This window comes from Vibrio sp. VP6 (assembly GCF_028823755.1).
GTDB lineage: Bacteria > Pseudomonadota > Gammaproteobacteria > Enterobacterales > Vibrionaceae > Vibrio > Vibrio parahaemolyticus.
In genome coordinates, this window is record NZ_JAPEID010000030.1 from 53,165 (window position 1) to 69,203 (window position 16,039).

The window sequence follows — 16,039 nt, forward strand, 5'->3', positions numbered from 1 at the left end:
AATTAAAATAAAATAAAGCGTCGTAAAAGTTCAATCACTGCTACTTATATCTTATATAACTTGAAATTTGGTAAGCTTTACGAAGAAGGGAATATTAAAACTTATGAAAATTCAATTATCATTAGAACAAATGATTAATTAAATTTACCATATAAATAAGGAGTGCAATGGTGTTAGGTGATCGCGATCAAGTTTTATTTGTATCGTATATTACTCTTCAGGTAAAGAAGAGAGTTGTAATAAATTGCAAATACCTTAATTTAATTAGCCTTGCGGTCAATTTAGAATAGTTACTCCACAATAAATTGAAAGGAAATCACACTCTGTGATCTCCTTTTATTTTCGAGTGCAAAAGCACCAATGCATTTCGTTAACTAAAAACGCAAACGATTCGCACTATTGCAGTTTCTCTATCCCCATATTGAACAGTGCAAAGCTATAAATATCTGCATTTGTCTCAATTATTTTACGCGTTGGTGTGCCAGCACCATGCCCTGCATTGGTTTCGATGCGAATCAAGGTCGGATTTGAACCCGCCTGTTTTGACTGCAACTCAGCAGCAAATTTGTAAGAGTGAGCAGGAACAACACGATCATCATGATCACCCGTTGTAATCAATGTCGCTGGGTATTCCACCCCCGCTTTTACATTGTGCACTGGCGAATAACCTTTCAGATATTGGAACATCTCTTTACTTTGCTCTGCCGTACCGTAGTCATACGCCCAACCAGCACCTGCGGTAAAAGTATGATAACGCAGCATGTCCAGTACGCCGACTGCTGGCAGCGCCACTTTAAACAGCTCTGGACGTTGCGTCATAACAGCCCCCACTAACAAGCCACCATTCGATCCACCGTTAATGGCTAACTTGTTTGATGACGTTACCTTTTCATCAATTAGAAATTCAGCCGCCGCAATAAAGTCATCAAACACATTTTGCTTTTGCATTTGAATGCCAGCGTTGTGCCACTCTTTACCATACTCCCCACCGCCACGAATGTTCGCTACCGCGTAAACACCACCAAGCTCCAGCCAAGCCGCACGTGTCGGGCTAAAAGATGGTGTGAGGCTAATGTTGAAGCCGCCATAACCATATAGGATGGTTGGTGCGCTGCCGTCCATCGGTGTCCCTTTTTTATAGGTGATGATCATCGGCACTTTTGTTCCGTCTTTTGAGGTGTAAAACACCTGGCGAGAGTCATACAAAGCTGGATCAAATGGCGCTTTAGATTTGTAGTACACCTCGCTATTACCATCTTTGATGTTCAGACGATACGTAGTGCTGGGCATCTTGTAGTTGGTGAAAGAATAGTAGACTTCGGTTTCTTCTTTTTTACCCGAGAAACCGTATGCGCTGCCAATATCAGGCAATTTGATTTCTCGAATGAGTTTGCCGTTCATGTCGTATTGCTTCACCATCGAGATCGCATCAACAATATAGCTCGCAAACAAGTTGCCACCCGCGGTAGAAACACGTAACACGTTCTTTGTTTCAGGGATCAAATCTTTCCAGTTTTTGGGCTGCGGCTGACTCGCATCCACCGTCACGACGCGTTTGTTCGGCGCATTAAGGTTCGTAACCAAGTACAGCTTCGTGCCTTGGTTGTCTATCACCCAAGTATCAGAACTGGTGTTATCTAAAATGGTTTTAAGCGGGCTGTTTGGCTTACTCAGATCTTTAAAGAACAGTTTGTTACCCGATGTCGATACGCTGGCTGAGATAAACAAGTAGCGTTCATCATCTGACGTATAGCCGCCAACATAACGGTATTTCTCTTCGTCAAAGCCGCCGAAAATCAACTGGTCTTCACTTTGCTTCGTTCCAAGTTTATGAAAGTAGAGCTTGTGTTGATCTGTCTTCGCGGAGAGTTCACTCCCCTGTGGCTTGTCATAACTTGAGTAATAGAAACCTTGATTGCCGAGCCAACTGATGCCGCTGAACTTAATATCCACCAGCGTTTCACCGACGGGCTTTTTGGTTTCTGTGTCTAACACAATGACTTTGCGCCAATCGCTACCGCCTTCCGAAATGCTGTATGCGACCAAAGAACCGTCTCGTGAAAAGCTCACTCCCGCTAACGATGTGGTGCCATCCTCACTAAAAGTATTTGGATCGAGGAAAATTTCTGCTTCACCATCACCTAACTGCCGATAAAGCACATCTTGGTTTTGTAACCCGTCATTTTTATAGAAATAAGTGAACTTACCCTCTTTGAACGGTTGGCTTTGCTTTTCGTAGTCCATGAGCTTAGTGATGCGCTCTTCAATCTGCTCGCGGTAAGGGATTTTCGACAGATAATCAAACGTCACTGCATTTTGTGCCTTCACCCATTCTGCGGTTTCTGGGCTGAGATCGTCTTCCAACCAACGATACGGATCACTCACTTTTGTACCAAAGTAGTCATCGACAACATTCACTTTTTGTGTGGTTGGGTACGTGATGGCTTTCAGGGTTACCTGTTCAACCGACGACTGCGCCGCTTCATTTGCATGCGCCACAGACAACACACTTCCGAGTGCGAGAGCCGTTGCGAGTGCTAGGGTGTTCTTTTTCATGAAATTCCTTTTTATTTTTCTGTTGTCTTTTTGTGCAATACATCAGAACTCTACTATATATCGACAAAATGAATCTAATTTCATTAAACGAGTTGTGAAAGCCATCCTAACTCCCTCATTTCCTGCCAGTTCTACAAACTAGTAAGTGGAAGTGTAGAACTTGGAAACAACACTGAAGAGCTACGATGGCGTTTACTCTCTTTCGTCTAAGTCAGCTCGATTTGGCGCAAAACCCCAGACTCAGAAGCGAAATCTTGGTCGTGACTAATCAGAACAAATCCACCTTTGTATACATTTAACGCCTGACTAAGCATTATTTTTGACTCGAGATCGAGATGATTATCTGGTTCATCAAGCAGCAGCAAAGGCTGGGAGTGTTGATGGCTGACGATCAGCATTGCGAGCTTCATCTTCTCGCCACCGCTTAGTACGCATCCCAACCGAAACACAGCGTCTCGACGAAAACCGATCCCCGCCAGTAAGGTTCTCGCTTCACTTTCCGTCATCTCTTGGCAGGTCTCCATTGCGTTCTCAAGTAACGAAAGATTTGGATTCACTGCGCCAAAGTGTTGGTCGAGATAATACAAGGGTGTATTCACTTGCAGCTCACCGCTCAGCAACGACAACTCGCCAAGCAACGTCTTTAACAAGGTTGACTTTCCGCAGCCATTTTTCCCTTTGAGATGGACTTTATCGTTCGCAAAAATCTGCAAATTGATAGGAGTAGAATCCCCAAAAGGCAATATACCTTCTTGTATCGACAACACTTTTCTCGAACGGTTCGGATTATCTGCAAGATAAAACTTTTGCGCTTTGAGCTGCTCATGTCGCGATTGCAACGCCCGCTCTTTGGCTTGTAAATGCACTTGTCTGAGTTGCTCATTCTTATTGCGATTTGAGGCGCTGGCGGTCGCGCTATCCTTTTTGCCATCAAGCAAAATTTTGGGCTGACTGCCGTCTTTGCGCAGTTTGTTCCCTTGCGCGGCGCGTTGGTCTGCTTTTTCGCGATTTTTCTGGGCTTGCTCAGCTAACCGTTTTTTGTGTTTATCGACCTGCGCTAACTGCCTTTCGACCGCTTGTAGCTCAGTGCGTTTTTGCTCGGCATACACATCGTAATTTCCACCAAAAACCTGTAAGCCTAGGCCCGAGAGTTCCCAAATTTCCTCCATTGCTCGCAGCAGCTCACGATCGTGACTGATGAGTAAAATCGCGCCGCCGAAATGCGTCATAGACTCTATCAGCCATTGTTTCGCCTCGGTATCGAGGTGATTGGATGGCTCATCGAGAATCAAAAGCTCCGTTTCGTTTTCAAACAACTGCCATAACTGCAAACGCGCCAACTGCCCCCCACTGAGCCGAGCACAAGAGAAATCAGGGTCTTGCGGCAAGCCCATCGCAGCAAGCTGCTGTTTGAGTTTCTGTTCAATATCCCACTGTTCGCCAACCAGTTCGAACCAATGCTCAGAAACATCACCTTGTTCAATCTGCTTCAAAGCATGTAAGACCGAGTCTGTTCCCAGAAACTGGACGATCGATTGCTGACCTGAAAGCAGATCAGACGGCTGCTGGCGATACATCATGAAAGAAGAGGGAGAAGTCACAACACCGCTGGCAGGCTGAGTTTCGCCCGCCAAAATGGAAGCCAAAAGCGACTTCCCGATGCCATTGCGCCCAACCAAACCAACACGTCGTTTAGTCATGGAACAAGAAATAGACTGAAATAGCGTCTCGCCATTATCAAACTGATGGCTAACATTAAAAGCTTGTAATACTGGCATAATTTGCCTCCTGTATGACAGGGACAACAGCCGTAGCTATGATTTGAGATTGCAACAAAACGCGTGCACAAACGCATTAAGCTTTATGTAAAGCTCGACGATAAACGTCAAATAAAAAATTTGTCTTGTTGCAAAGGAATATCGGAAAGTGAGCTACGCCTACTAACCCTGCAGATCCAAAAAATAAGTAAAAATATGGATGACAGGTTTAGTTCTTCATGTTGGCGTAATCTCCTAGAGAAATGATGCGCAGAGTGTAGCGGCTTTTTTGTTCAAAAAGCAAGCTTTCTAACCAAATGAGTACAAAGAGAAAGTTTCACAGCAAGTTGTTATATCGTATTAACTTTTTAACAAAACTTTGAACAATTTCGAGATCTTATCAACACAATTTTTGCCCAAGCCATACTATGCTTAGGGTAAAGATAATCCACATAAGGGCGTGGTTATGAAATACAAACATATCCTTGTTGCATTGGAACTGTCAGATGAAAGCACCGTGCTTATCGACAGAGCGGTATCAATGGCAAACTATCTCGACTCCGATATCTCCTTTATCCATATTGATGGTACGCACGGAGAAATCTATCGCGAGCTTGTAGACATTAAAGAGAACCCGGATCAAAGGCCGTTGAATGAGCATTCAATGGAATGTTTAAGAACATTCAGTGATTACATGGACTACCCACTTAAACACTTCTTTGTAGGCACGGGGGATTTGGCTGATAAATTGGAAGTCACCATTAAAGAACAAGAAGTGGATCTGTTGATTTGTGGTCACCACCAAGATTTCTGGAGCAAGATCATTTCTTACTCAAGACACCTAATCAACAAATCACCCGTTGATATTTTAGTGGTGCCTATTCACGAATAAATTGGCGTGATCATGAAATAGCCTCAAGGGCTCAGAGATATTGTCTCATTTTATAAAACCACCAACCTGTTTGGTGGTTTTTTATTAATACTTCATCAGTTTATCTATTCCTACATGGTAGATAGGTTAACGTTTATGCGTTACATTTTGTAACTGACCGAGACGGACATAGCGCGTCAGTCTCTTCACCCACCTTCTCCATTCGGATAAGGCCATGCTGAAAGCAAGGATCCCTATGACAAATAAAAAAGTACTGATTCTCTTTGCTCATCCTTCCCAGCATCGTTCAGAAGTGAATACTCCACTTTTCAAAGAAGCTCAAAAAATCGAAGGCGTGACATGCGTTGACTTGTACGGTGAGTACCCTCGTTTCAACATTAATATCGACCGAGAACAACAACGCCTTCGTGAACATGATGTGGTGATTTTCCAATTTCCGCTTTACTGGTACTCAACACCAGCGATTTTGAAAGAATGGCAAGATTTGGTGTTGGAATACGGCTTTGCATACGGCACCGAAGGAACCGAACTGCAAGGCAAAACCATGCTGTGCGTGCTTTCTGCCGGCGGCAAAGAAGAAGCCTACAAAGCCGAAGGCTACAACCATTTTACGATTCGGGAACTGCTCGCTCCTATCGAGCAAATGTCCGCACTCACGGGCATGCACTATATTGCGCCTCTTGCTTTGTTTGGTTCGCGTACCGCAGCCGAAGAAGGTCGTATCCCGCGCCATATTGAACGCTATAAAAAGCTCTTAACGGCACTGGTCGAAGACCGATTGGATGTCGAGGCCGCCGCTTCGCTCATTAAACTTAACAGTGCATTGCCGGAGCTCATCAAGGAGGCGTCATGACAGGAATATTCTTACAAGCCTTTGTGTACCTTGTAGCCGCCGTTATCGCGGTTCCGTTAGCAAAACGCTTAGGTTTAGGCTCTGTACTGGGCTACCTAATTGCCGGCGTGGTGATTGGCCCAATCATCGGCCTCGTAGGTGAAGAGACCACAACCATCCAACATTTTGCGGAGTTTGGCGTTGTAATGATGCTGTTCCTTGTTGGTTTAGAACTCGAACCTAAAATGCTGTGGGCGATGCGTAATCGCTTGATGGGGTTAGGTGGCTTGCAAGTTGGCGGCACTGTCGCCGCGATTATGGGTATCGCCTTGTACTTTGAGCAGCCTTGGACGATTGCTCTGGCGATTGGCCTAATTTTCGCGCTGTCATCAACCGCCATTGTGCTGCAAACCTTTAGCGAAAAAGGGCTAACCAAAACAGAAGGTGGTAAAAACGCGTTTTCTGTTCTGCTCTTTCAAGATATCGCTGTTATCCCGATGTTGGCCTTTATTCCATTGTTGGCCCTGCCGGAGTTAGTCGAACAAGCACAAAATGCCGTTCAAACTGCTGCGCAGCATCATGACGATTTAAACCTCGTGGCCGATTTGCCGGGCTGGGCATACGGAATTGTCATCACTGCATCGATTGCAATTGTTGTGGTTGGCGGGCACTTTTTAAGCCGCCCGTTACTTAAGTACGTGGCTAGCTCTGGTTTGCGCGAAATCTTTACGGCGACCGCGCTCATGCTGGTGATTGGCATTGCTGCGCTGATGAGTTTAGTGGGCTTGTCTCCTGCGCTTGGAACCTTCTTGGCAGGCGTTGTATTGGCGAACAGTGAATTCCGCCACGAGTTAGAGTCCAACATCGAACCATTTAAAGGTTTATTGCTAGGTCTGTTCTTTATTACCGTTGGCGCGGGAATCAACTTCTCGGTTCTATTTGGTGATTTCTGGCTGATCATGGCGCTGACCATTGGCGTGATGGTATTGAAAGCCTTGGTGCTGTTTATTCTCGCGCTGATATTTAGAGTGAAAGGCAGCAACCGCTGGCTGTTTACCCTAAGCTTGGCTCAAGCGGGTGAATTTGGTTTTGTGTTGCTAAGCTTCTCTGTGCAAAACCACGTCATTCCGTTTGAACTCTCGCAAACTCTTGCACTGGTGGTTGCGATTTCAATGTTCCTGACCCCGGGTTTGTTCATTCTGTTTGATCGGGTGATTTTGCCTCGCTTTGAAATCCAATCGAATGAACGCGAAAGCGATACGATTGAAGAAACAGGCACAGTCATCATTGCTGGTATTGGCCGCTTTGGTCAGATTGTGAATCGCCTATTAGTATCGAACGGCGTAACAACTGTAGTGCTTGACCATCAAGCCAACCAAGTCGATAACATGCGCCAGATTGGCACTCGTGCCTATTTTGGTGACGCAACCCGACCAGATATGCTGCACACGGCAGGTATCGAGCATGCGGCTGCGTTGGTCGTCGCGATTGATAACCAGGAATCGAGTGTGGAACTGGTGAAATACGTGAAGCACACGTACCCGAAAGTGAAAATCATCGCACGTGCTTTCGACCGCGGTCATGGTTACTTGTTGCGTCAAGCTGGCGCCGATGTGATCGAATCGGAAACTTATCACTCGGCACTGGAAATGGGTGGACATGCCATGAAAGCGTTGGGCATTCACCCATTCTTTGTTGAACAGCAAAAAGACACTTACAAGCGCGTAGAAGCTCGTAAATCTGAAATGTTATACCAAGCGTGGGAAGACGATTCGGAAGGTGAGCGCTTCGACAACAACTTCCGCGAGCTATTCATCCAGCTCGAAGAGAAAATGGCGGAAGAGATGCGCAAAGATCGTCACGATAAGTTATCGCGTTCTGAACGTGGCTGGACGCCACCGCCAAAAGGTTACGCTGAAAACTTTGACGGTGAAAACGTGCAAGATATTACGCCACCAAAAGAAGAAGCGATTTAACGCCAAAACAGAAATACAAAAACCTCCCACCATTGGGAGGTTTTTTTGTCGGTTGTACGTCAGCACGCCGCCCTAAATCACCACAGTGACTTTCATCCATAATGAAAGTTACATGAGGTCATTCATCAAAATCTCATACTCTTCATTCGCTTCTTCAACTAAATGAGAAAGCTCTAACGCGTCGGTAACTGCAAGATTGAACTGCCACGGGGTTGCGTCTTCTTTGCCACAAATTCGAGTTTCACATCCACGACTTTCAAAAGATAAATCATCAAACTCGGTCGTATGACGCTCTTCAAGTTCGATAATTTCAACTTCCAATCTTCCAACAGGGTTTACTTTAACGTGCGCGTGTAACTCTGAACTGCTAGACAAACAATAATCTCGATGAACTGCAATCATGGCCGCCTCCTTGTTCTGCCAACTAACAACTCATCAAAGAGTGTAGGAGAGGAAGTTTAAACGTGGGGTGAAATAATAATGAAGATTGATCTGTCTCATTGGAGGAGACAATTTTTGTCATCACAGTATGAGTCGGTATGAAACTCGCCTGAAATCACACAGAGTCAAACCAGAAAAGTTGGCATTCAAGGCGAGTTTCCCTATTATCGAAACACATTTAACGTTGGTCAGTTTAGAGGTCAGTATGGAGCTAGAAGCCGTCGCTAAAGCATTAAAAGAATTAGGGCACCCTACCCGTCTATGCATTTATAAAGAAGTCGTTAAAGCGGGCTACAAAGGCATTGCGGTAGGCGGTGTGCAAGAAAAACTCGGTATTCCTGCATCCACACTTTCTCATCATATTTCCAGTTTAGCCTCTGCAGGACTCATTACTCAGCGCCGTGAAGGCCGTATTCTTTTTTGTGTTGCTGAATACGAATGTTTGGACGATGTCATCGACTTTCTTCGTGCCGAATGTTGCGTGAATGAATGCCAATAACAGCTTTGACGATTCAAATAAAAACGAGCTCCTATTGAGCTCATTTTTATTGTCTTCTGTCGCCGCTTTTATTTTTGCACCAATAACATGAACGACTTTGCCGGAACCTTCAGTTCTATCCCGGCTTTAACGCTTTGATCTGACATCAAATCGAACCAATCACACTCTGTCTTTAGCGATAGCGATTGTGCGCGCGTGGATTTGTTTAGCACAACAATGCCTTTCTCTCCGCGTTTTAGCACTAGCATATCGTCATTCCCTTCCAGTACCGTCATTGATTCGCCATGAGTCACATTGTGGAACGCAATCATCTTCGCCATACGAGGATCATTCCAAGCGTCTTTCCATCTTGGCTTTCCATTTTTGTTCTTAATGCCGCTGGTATCCAGATCGGTATAAACCAAAGGCACGCCGCCATCGCGACCAAGAATGTAGGCATAAGCGATCCACTCATCCTCTTCATCCATTATCAAATCGAGAAAGACGTCGTTGTTGGGAATATCATGCGTCACCACAAAAGTGATGGCTCGACCGTTTGAGAGCGCTTGGCCAAAACAGTAAGGGTCAATCAGAGACTTGAAACTGCCTTTTTTTGAAAACGCTTTAAAGATGGTCGAAAACAGCGGGAAATCATACGCACCTAAACGGGTTTCTTGTAAATACGGCTCAAGAAACAGTTGATACTCTTCTTCTGTTGCACCGCCATCGGTAATGATTTCCCCAAAAATGTGCACATCTTGGGTTATGTCGTCTGTCCATACGCGTTTTAGGTGTTCAAGCGTCATGTGCTTCGCGGCATCAATACGGAAGCCTTTCACACCTATCGCTTTCAATGCTTTTAAGTAAGCTCGCTGCTGCTCGACAACATGTTCACAAACGCGAAGGGTTGGTAAACCAGGATCGGTTGGCCCACCTGTAATTCGGCCATTTTGGACCTGCCATTTATCTTTCCAGTCTTTGATGCCAAACGCTTCAACAAAATCTTCTTCGCTAAATAGCGGTTTGGATAAATCGCCGAAAAGCTTTAAAGACTGGTATTTATGTTCGTTTTGTCGGTATTGATCTAATACGTCCTGACGAGGATATTGCAGATCACGGCGTAAATGTGCTTCGTTAGCCATGTGGTTAAACACCACATCGGCGTACACCAAAACGCCTACGCGTTCGAGCTCGCGAACCATATAGATGAAGTCTTGGGTGTCACCGAGCGCGTTGTCGATAACACGGTAATCTTGTGGTTGATAGCGCTGCCACCAACGTTCATCGTGGGCGCTTTTCATTGGTGGCGAAACCAACACCGAGCCATAACCTAGCTCGTGGATTTCATTTGCTCGTTGGGCAATGTCAGCGTACTTCCAATCAAAGGCGTGCAAAATCACGTTTGCACCTGCTGATTGCGTTTCCTGTAAGCCACTCATGTTGTTCTCCTACTCGTTTCCACTCACGATTACTTGTTTGGTTGTTTTGTGTGAATGAACTCAATAGTCGAAATTATAAAAGCTATTCGCGATACGCCCTCACCCTTTTGCGCTTAACTCAAGGCTGAAAATCGAGGCGTAGATACGCCCTGCCTAGCACAATGAGAGTCTGTGAATCACCTCCAGTCGATGACAGCTCTTGCCATCCGCAAGCCAAATGCAACTAAGCCATTGTTTTTATTTACATAAAATCCAAAAACAAATTCCAAGCAACAAATCCTTATGTACGCCCTAACCCACTCGCTGTAAATGAGTAGGTTATAAAATGCGTTGACGTAACAAATAGTTAAGAAAAGCAAACTGGCAACTAGATCACGTTTGGTGAGAAGGAATTAGCGTCGAAAAGTGTGTTGAGGAAACGCAGAAACAAAAACGGCCCTTGGGGTATTGGGCCGTGATAAAGACAACGAAGTAGATTAGCGTTCTGGTGTTTCCAGAAGTTTAACGGCGCAATCCACAGCGTTGTTGATACCTTGACTGCTCTCAAGCTTACCTGAACTCGCAGGCCCAAGGGCACAAGAGTACAAAGCCAGTTGCTTATCGAACGGCAGATCCAACTGTTCATATAAGTTTTGTCGGATACGTGCATGTTGTTCTGGTTCTTGGCTTGCAAGGCTAATCAACGTGTCATAAATAAGCGTTTTCATGTCATTCCCTTTAATTTTATTGCACGGGGTGCATATATATTGTATCCGTTTAGAAACCACAAATCAGAAGCTAGGTCACAGAACGCGGCGCTAAAAAAGATTATGTGAGAAGGATATGCCAACACAAAATTGAGACGCTTTCGACAAAAATTGACAGATACATCTCGAAATCATGCAAACGTTTGGCATTTAACACTGTTTGAATACAACCAAAAGCAGGAAAAACGAACACGCCGCCAAAAATGGCGGCGTGTTTTTTTGTGTTACGAAACTAACTTAACGTCGATTAGAAGAAATAAACCAACATCTCTACATCATCACCTTGTTGAGGGGCTTGAAGAGAAAAGTGCACATAGCCCGCTTCAGTCACTGGGATAGCAAGATATTCGTTGCTACCCGCGTAGTTTGATGCGTACTCGTGTTGCTCTGCTGTCGGCCAGTGTTTACGGCTTGCGTACAAGTCCACATTACCTGCGCCGTAAGGGTCGTTCGCATTTGATTGGCTCGACATCCAAACGCGTACTTCTTTCACGCCTTCAGGCACATAAACAGCGGCATAACGCTGCTGATGAACCGTTAGCACTTTCGCTTCTCCTGATTCCAAAACCACAGGAGCTAAATCGTCTTGCACTTGTGTTGGTGGCGTTTGCGCTTCAACTTCTAAAGCTGCCACAAGGTTTACGGAGTCGTAGCTATCACGCCCTGTTAAACTGATGTAGTAACGGCCAGCTTTAACGTAACCATTTTGCTCTGGCGCAAATTGAATCTCTTCATTGCTACCGTCCGCGTATTGGCTCATTTCGAAGTCGTAGTAATGCGCCACTTTGTTGTAGCTCATGTAAAGGTCGGCATCACCCGCCCCTTCAATAGAGACACTAAAGCGAACGGTGTTAGCAGGCACGTCAACGTAGAACAGTTTTTCGCTATATGCTTCGCCACTCAGTTGAAGGCTTTGGTTCGCCGCCAGCTCCGTCACTTGCACTTCAGGTTCTGTTGGTTCGCTTGGCTCTTCTGGGTCCGTTCCTGGTTGCTCCGGTTCAACTACCGCTTCTAACGTATCCAACCAACGCTCAAATTCCGCATCGTATTGTTGACCAAGCACAGTAACCTGCTGCGCCCATTGTGCAAACTGACCTGAACGAGACAACGCCAACAAGCTCTCTACATCTTGAGGGTGGTTTTCTAGCATGAAGCGAACCGCCAAGTAGCCCCAACGGTAAATGCGGTTGCTATCGTGCGAGTATGTGGTGTCAAACACGGTTGAAAGGCTCAGTTTGCCACTTGGGATCAGGTCGATCGCGGCCTTGTAACCTTGTTTGTAATGCATGTATTCCGCAAAGCCTTCCAGCCACCAAACGATATGACCATGAGCTAAGTTGTCGCTGAATGAACCGTATTGGTTGAAACGTGCATCCAAGTAGTGAGTGTACTCGTGCTCAAGGTTCAAAATAGATAGATCTTCGCCATTCGCGTAGCGATAAGCCACGAAACGCGCCGTATTATCGGCTCTTGACGGGGTCCCCTCTAAGTACTGACCACCGTTATCCGTTGTATTGCCAAACAGGAATGAAGAGTAATCAACGTAACTGTCGTTGCTTGCAAACACCGCGACTTCAACACGATCGTTCAAGTCATCCGCCACTGGTTGATTGCCAGTATTCGCAACTTGATGGAAGTCTGCTTCTTTCGCAGCAAGCACTTCACACGCTTTCGCAGCTTGAGCATCGGTGAGATCTTCAGAGCGAATGATGGCAGGTCCCTGACATTCGAAACGATTTGGCATCACGCGTGCTGCTAGATCTTGCTTCGCTTGCTCTAGGTTTAGACCATTCAAACCCTCAGGTGCGTAGTAACTCATCATCTCAACGGCGGCAAGCCACAGTTTGTCGTGCTCACTGCCCAATGGGTAACGCTGCATCACTTGTTGCATGACAGCCAATGCTTTGCGTTTGGTTTCTTGATCTGGGCTCGCAAGTAGACGACCAGTTTCACGTAATGCATTGAAAACGATAAAATTTGCATCTGTATCTAACGCCCATGCATTGTCAGAAGCGAATCGCGCTAACGTATCAATATGGTGAGTGTTGTTTGCCATGTAGCGGTAGAACGCATCGTTCGCCGCGTGACCTGCCATAGAGCGGAACAAGTTGTTCAGGCCATCAACCCATTGGGTATCTTTCGCGGTGTCACGGTTAAAGTGCATCAACGCGGCCATCATGCTATCCATGGTCAGCGGCAACTGCTTCACGTTATCAACCATCAAAGTCAGGCTCTTCATTGCGCCAACTTGCTCACGGCCTTGATCCAAAGCATGAGGGTTGTTGAGGAACAGGTTCGTTGACTGAGCAAAACGCTGACTCAATGCTTCTGAAAACTCAGGTGTGCCAGTGCCAGCGTTGTAACGAACGTAATACGCCGCACGAACAAATTCGCCTAGATTTTCTAGAACGCGAGCTTGTTCTGCTTCACCACGATAGCGTGCAATTTCTTGATCCAACGCGACTTGAATGCGGCTTAAACTTGCTTCGCTATAAATATCATTCAGCGTTGCTGAAGGCGCAGAGAACCAAGCGTGGTAGCAATCATATTCAGCGCCAGAAACGGCAGCGGCCAAATCACGCGATTGTTGTAAATCAGCAACAGCACACTGATTTTGGGCAAAAGAGAAGCTAGAAACACTCGCTAGCATGCAAGCAAGCGCCAAACGATGACGCGGGAAAAAACGGATATGAGACATAACAACACTCATTGATTATAAAAATAAATTGAGTGGGGTTTATATTCCTTACAGCTCAAACAGTGAAATCAGTATCATAAAATTTATGAAACCGATCCCAAAAATAGACTTATTACTCTAATTTAATGGGACCAATCCCACACAGAAAAACTCAATAATTATTAATAAAAACATTAATTTACCTTTTCCTAAATAAGGCAATATGAGTCAAAAGTGACTCAAAAAATGAAATTTATCGCACCAGACCAAAAAGTTAGTTAATAGCTCAACTGAGAACCATTGAAAACGAGTTTTCATTATGAGACATGAACCAGATAAGCATCAAAACACATATCTGAGAGCGATAAATGATGGTAAATTCTCGCCACACGTCGTGCCTAATACTCTATTGCATAATGACATCATCCTTTTTTGTCGAAACGTAATATCAATGAGAGTAAAACCTGCATCGAGCAAATCACGGCACTGAACTAGGACTACATATCCCCTTCCATCACACCAGAAAGAAGTGGGACTTAAAAGGATCAGAAACCATGTCACTTTGGGGATTTTTAGGAGCGGGGCTTGCTTACTTGTTAATGACGTTTACCTTTGTTTTTGGCGGCATTTTTTGGTTATGTGCGGAAGGTAATACATTAAGAGAAACAAAACGCCAATCATCGATAATGTCAGGGATTATTGTTTGCACTATGGGAACTTGGGTGATTGCATTTAGTATTTATATTTACGGTTACTTTTGGGATAACTCTTCTCACTATTATTTTTACTTGCTCGCTCCATGGCCTCTTGCCATTGTAGGCATAACACTTCGTAACCATTGGGTTAGCCAATACGCAAGTGTAAAACAAGAAAAAAATGAAAAGTGGCAAAGGCACTGGAGAGAAATATTAGGCGAAGATACTGAAGATCTTCCACCGTATCGATATGACTACGGGCTCTACTCAGGCATTTGGCAAGCCAATGAAACACTCAGAGAGCAGTGCTTTGCAGCGCTTACTCACGGGAATTCAGTCTATGAGAGAGTAAAGGCTTTTCAAAAAATGACTACTCACGAGCATAACATCGATGATCAAATTTTGCTGAGTAAACTCGCCCAATTAGAGAATGAAATTATCCAAGCACTGGAACAACACTCGCAAAAAAACGTAAGTATTGAAACAGGCTCAGGTACTTTATGCAAAGAGTCAAAACGCAATGTTTATCGCCATGAGAATGGTCCAACAGAAGAACAACTGTACGACTCAATCAATCTCCAACATGATTTGGATCGAGAGCTGCGTAACATTATCTATGACAGGCTTGGTGACGATGGCTTGGATGAATACTTTTTCCTCCGAACGCCACTCGAAGAGTTTACCGAGAATGAAACCGCAATCAACTGGATGCTCTGGGGTTTAGTAAGCGACCATTTTGACGTTGACCCATACCAAACGGCGTTGGAGCTCAACTTAATGAATGCGGAACCAAGATGGGGACAAGATGAGCGGTTTGTGGTGGTAACATTAACCGTCTAAATTGACATGCGTAGGTGCATATTTAAATCTATGCATCTACGGAAAAATCGCAGTTCTAATAACAATCTTCAACCATTTTTTTGATAATTTTAATTAAAGGGCTATGCTTCTCAGTTTGCCGACAATAAAAAGAGTAAGCGATATTAAAGCTAACATCATTTGGATAAGGAATGATTTTAAAATTGTCATTTAAGTACCGCAAAGGTAATTGAATTGCAATTTTTGATTTCTCTGCAATATCCAACGCTGATTTCAATTTGTCTACCCTAATTTTATACGAAATATCTCCTCGGCTTTCAGGTGGCAGTATCTCCTCAAACCGATAATTAAACTCATTCCAACTCGGTACATCAATAAAAACAAAAGGAATTTTCTTAAGCTCATCCCAAGTATCGATTTGATGTTTACGATGGATCGCAGCAGAGATTTGATCGATTTTAAGTGTCGTTTGATAGATATCTTTGGGTATACGTTCATTTTGTAAATGAATAGCGCAATCTACATTTCCTTGTAACAAACTCTCTAAACTGTCTTGGTTCCAAGTTGAGAGTTTTAATTTTGATTTTGGAAATTGGTTGATCAATTTTGGATAAATACAGTCGACGATTCGTTCATATTCAGCATCCGCAATCACTATATGAATGAGTTCTCGATATTCTAAAGGCTCAAATTCTATAGGTTTGTTCACAACACGGACTAACTGTAAGTAA

12 protein-coding genes are annotated in these 16,039 nt (G+C 44.5%); 5 read left to right on the forward strand and 7 right to left on the reverse strand.

Annotation, left to right across the window (positions count from 1 at the left end; translation table 11 throughout):
* Nucleotides 1-396 precede the first annotated feature (396 nt).
* Nucleotides 397-2,556 carry a prolyl oligopeptidase family protein gene (locus tag OU793_RS17650; RefSeq protein ID WP_140104114.1) on the reverse strand — a complete coding sequence of 720 codons (2,160 nt, stop codon included), beginning with the start codon at nucleotides 2,554-2,556 and terminating at the stop codon, nucleotides 397-399.
* 206 nt (nucleotides 2,557-2,762) lie between these two features.
* Nucleotides 2,763-4,334, reverse strand: coding sequence for an ATP-binding cassette domain-containing protein (locus tag OU793_RS17655; RefSeq protein ID WP_140104115.1), 1,572 nt, complete (start codon nucleotides 4,332-4,334; stop codon nucleotides 2,763-2,765).
* Nucleotides 4,335-4,779: 445 nt separating this feature from the next.
* On the opposite strand from OU793_RS17655, the gene OU793_RS17660 reads away from it, so the two are divergent.
* From OU793_RS17660 to OU793_RS17670, 3 genes are all read left to right on the forward strand, one after another.
* The gene (locus OU793_RS17660; RefSeq protein WP_005459700.1) at nucleotides 4,780-5,205 is read left to right on the forward strand and encodes a universal stress protein; all 426 of its coding nucleotides are present in this window, start codon (nucleotides 4,780-4,782) and stop codon (nucleotides 5,203-5,205) included.
* A gap of 235 nt (nucleotides 5,206-5,440) precedes the next feature.
* Nucleotides 5,441-6,058, forward strand: coding sequence for an NAD(P)H-dependent oxidoreductase (locus OU793_RS17665; protein ID WP_005459699.1), 618 nt, complete (start codon nucleotides 5,441-5,443; stop codon nucleotides 6,056-6,058).
* Nucleotides 6,055-8,013: a monovalent cation:proton antiporter-2 (CPA2) family protein gene (locus OU793_RS17670; protein WP_015312981.1), complete on the forward strand. Its 1,959-nt coding sequence runs from the start codon at nucleotides 6,055-6,057 to the stop codon at nucleotides 8,011-8,013. The genes OU793_RS17665 and OU793_RS17670 overlap by 4 nt, the downstream gene beginning before the upstream one ends.
* A gap of 108 nt (nucleotides 8,014-8,121) precedes the next feature.
* On the opposite strand, the gene OU793_RS17675 is transcribed toward OU793_RS17670, so the two are convergent.
* A complete protein-coding gene (locus OU793_RS17675; RefSeq protein WP_005459692.1) occupies nucleotides 8,122-8,415 on the reverse strand; it encodes a hypothetical protein in 294 nt (97 codons plus the stop codon).
* A gap of 244 nt (nucleotides 8,416-8,659) precedes the next feature.
* Here OU793_RS17675 and OU793_RS17680 point away from each other — a divergent pair, with 244 nt between their 5' ends.
* Nucleotides 8,660-8,953, forward strand: a complete 294-nt coding sequence (locus OU793_RS17680; protein ID WP_005459687.1) for a helix-turn-helix transcriptional regulator — start codon at nucleotides 8,660-8,662, stop codon at nucleotides 8,951-8,953.
* A gap of 68 nt (nucleotides 8,954-9,021) precedes the next feature.
* On the opposite strand, the gene OU793_RS17685 is transcribed toward OU793_RS17680, so the two are convergent.
* The 3 genes from OU793_RS17685 to OU793_RS17695 all read right to left on the reverse strand — a co-directional run bounded on the left by OU793_RS17685 (nucleotide 9,022) and on the right by OU793_RS17695 (nucleotide 13,815).
* Nucleotides 9,022-10,371, reverse strand: a complete 1,350-nt coding sequence (locus OU793_RS17685; protein WP_005479245.1) for an alpha-amylase family protein — start codon at nucleotides 10,369-10,371, stop codon at nucleotides 9,022-9,024.
* A 476-nt stretch (nucleotides 10,372-10,847) separates the two neighbouring features.
* On the reverse strand, nucleotides 10,848-11,078 hold the full coding sequence (locus OU793_RS17690) for a PAS factor family protein (RefSeq protein WP_005479230.1): 231 nt from the start codon (nucleotides 11,076-11,078) through the stop codon (nucleotides 10,848-10,850).
* 286 nt (nucleotides 11,079-11,364) lie between these two features.
* The gene (locus OU793_RS17695) at nucleotides 11,365-13,815 is read right to left on the reverse strand and encodes a M9 family metallopeptidase (RefSeq protein WP_140104002.1); all 2,451 of its coding nucleotides are present in this window, start codon (nucleotides 13,813-13,815) and stop codon (nucleotides 11,365-11,367) included.
* Nucleotides 13,816-14,348: 533 nt separating this feature from the next.
* On the opposite strand from OU793_RS17695, the gene OU793_RS17700 reads away from it, so the two are divergent.
* Entirely contained in the window at nucleotides 14,349-15,329 is a 981-nt protein-coding gene (locus OU793_RS17700) for a hypothetical protein (RefSeq protein ID WP_140104001.1), read from the forward strand.
* A 55-nt stretch (nucleotides 15,330-15,384) separates the two neighbouring features.
* Here the strand turns inward: OU793_RS17700 and OU793_RS17705 are convergent.
* Nucleotides 15,385-16,039 (reverse strand): LysR substrate-binding domain-containing protein (locus OU793_RS17705; RefSeq protein ID WP_274647813.1); only part of this gene is annotated, 655 nt, incomplete at its 5' end.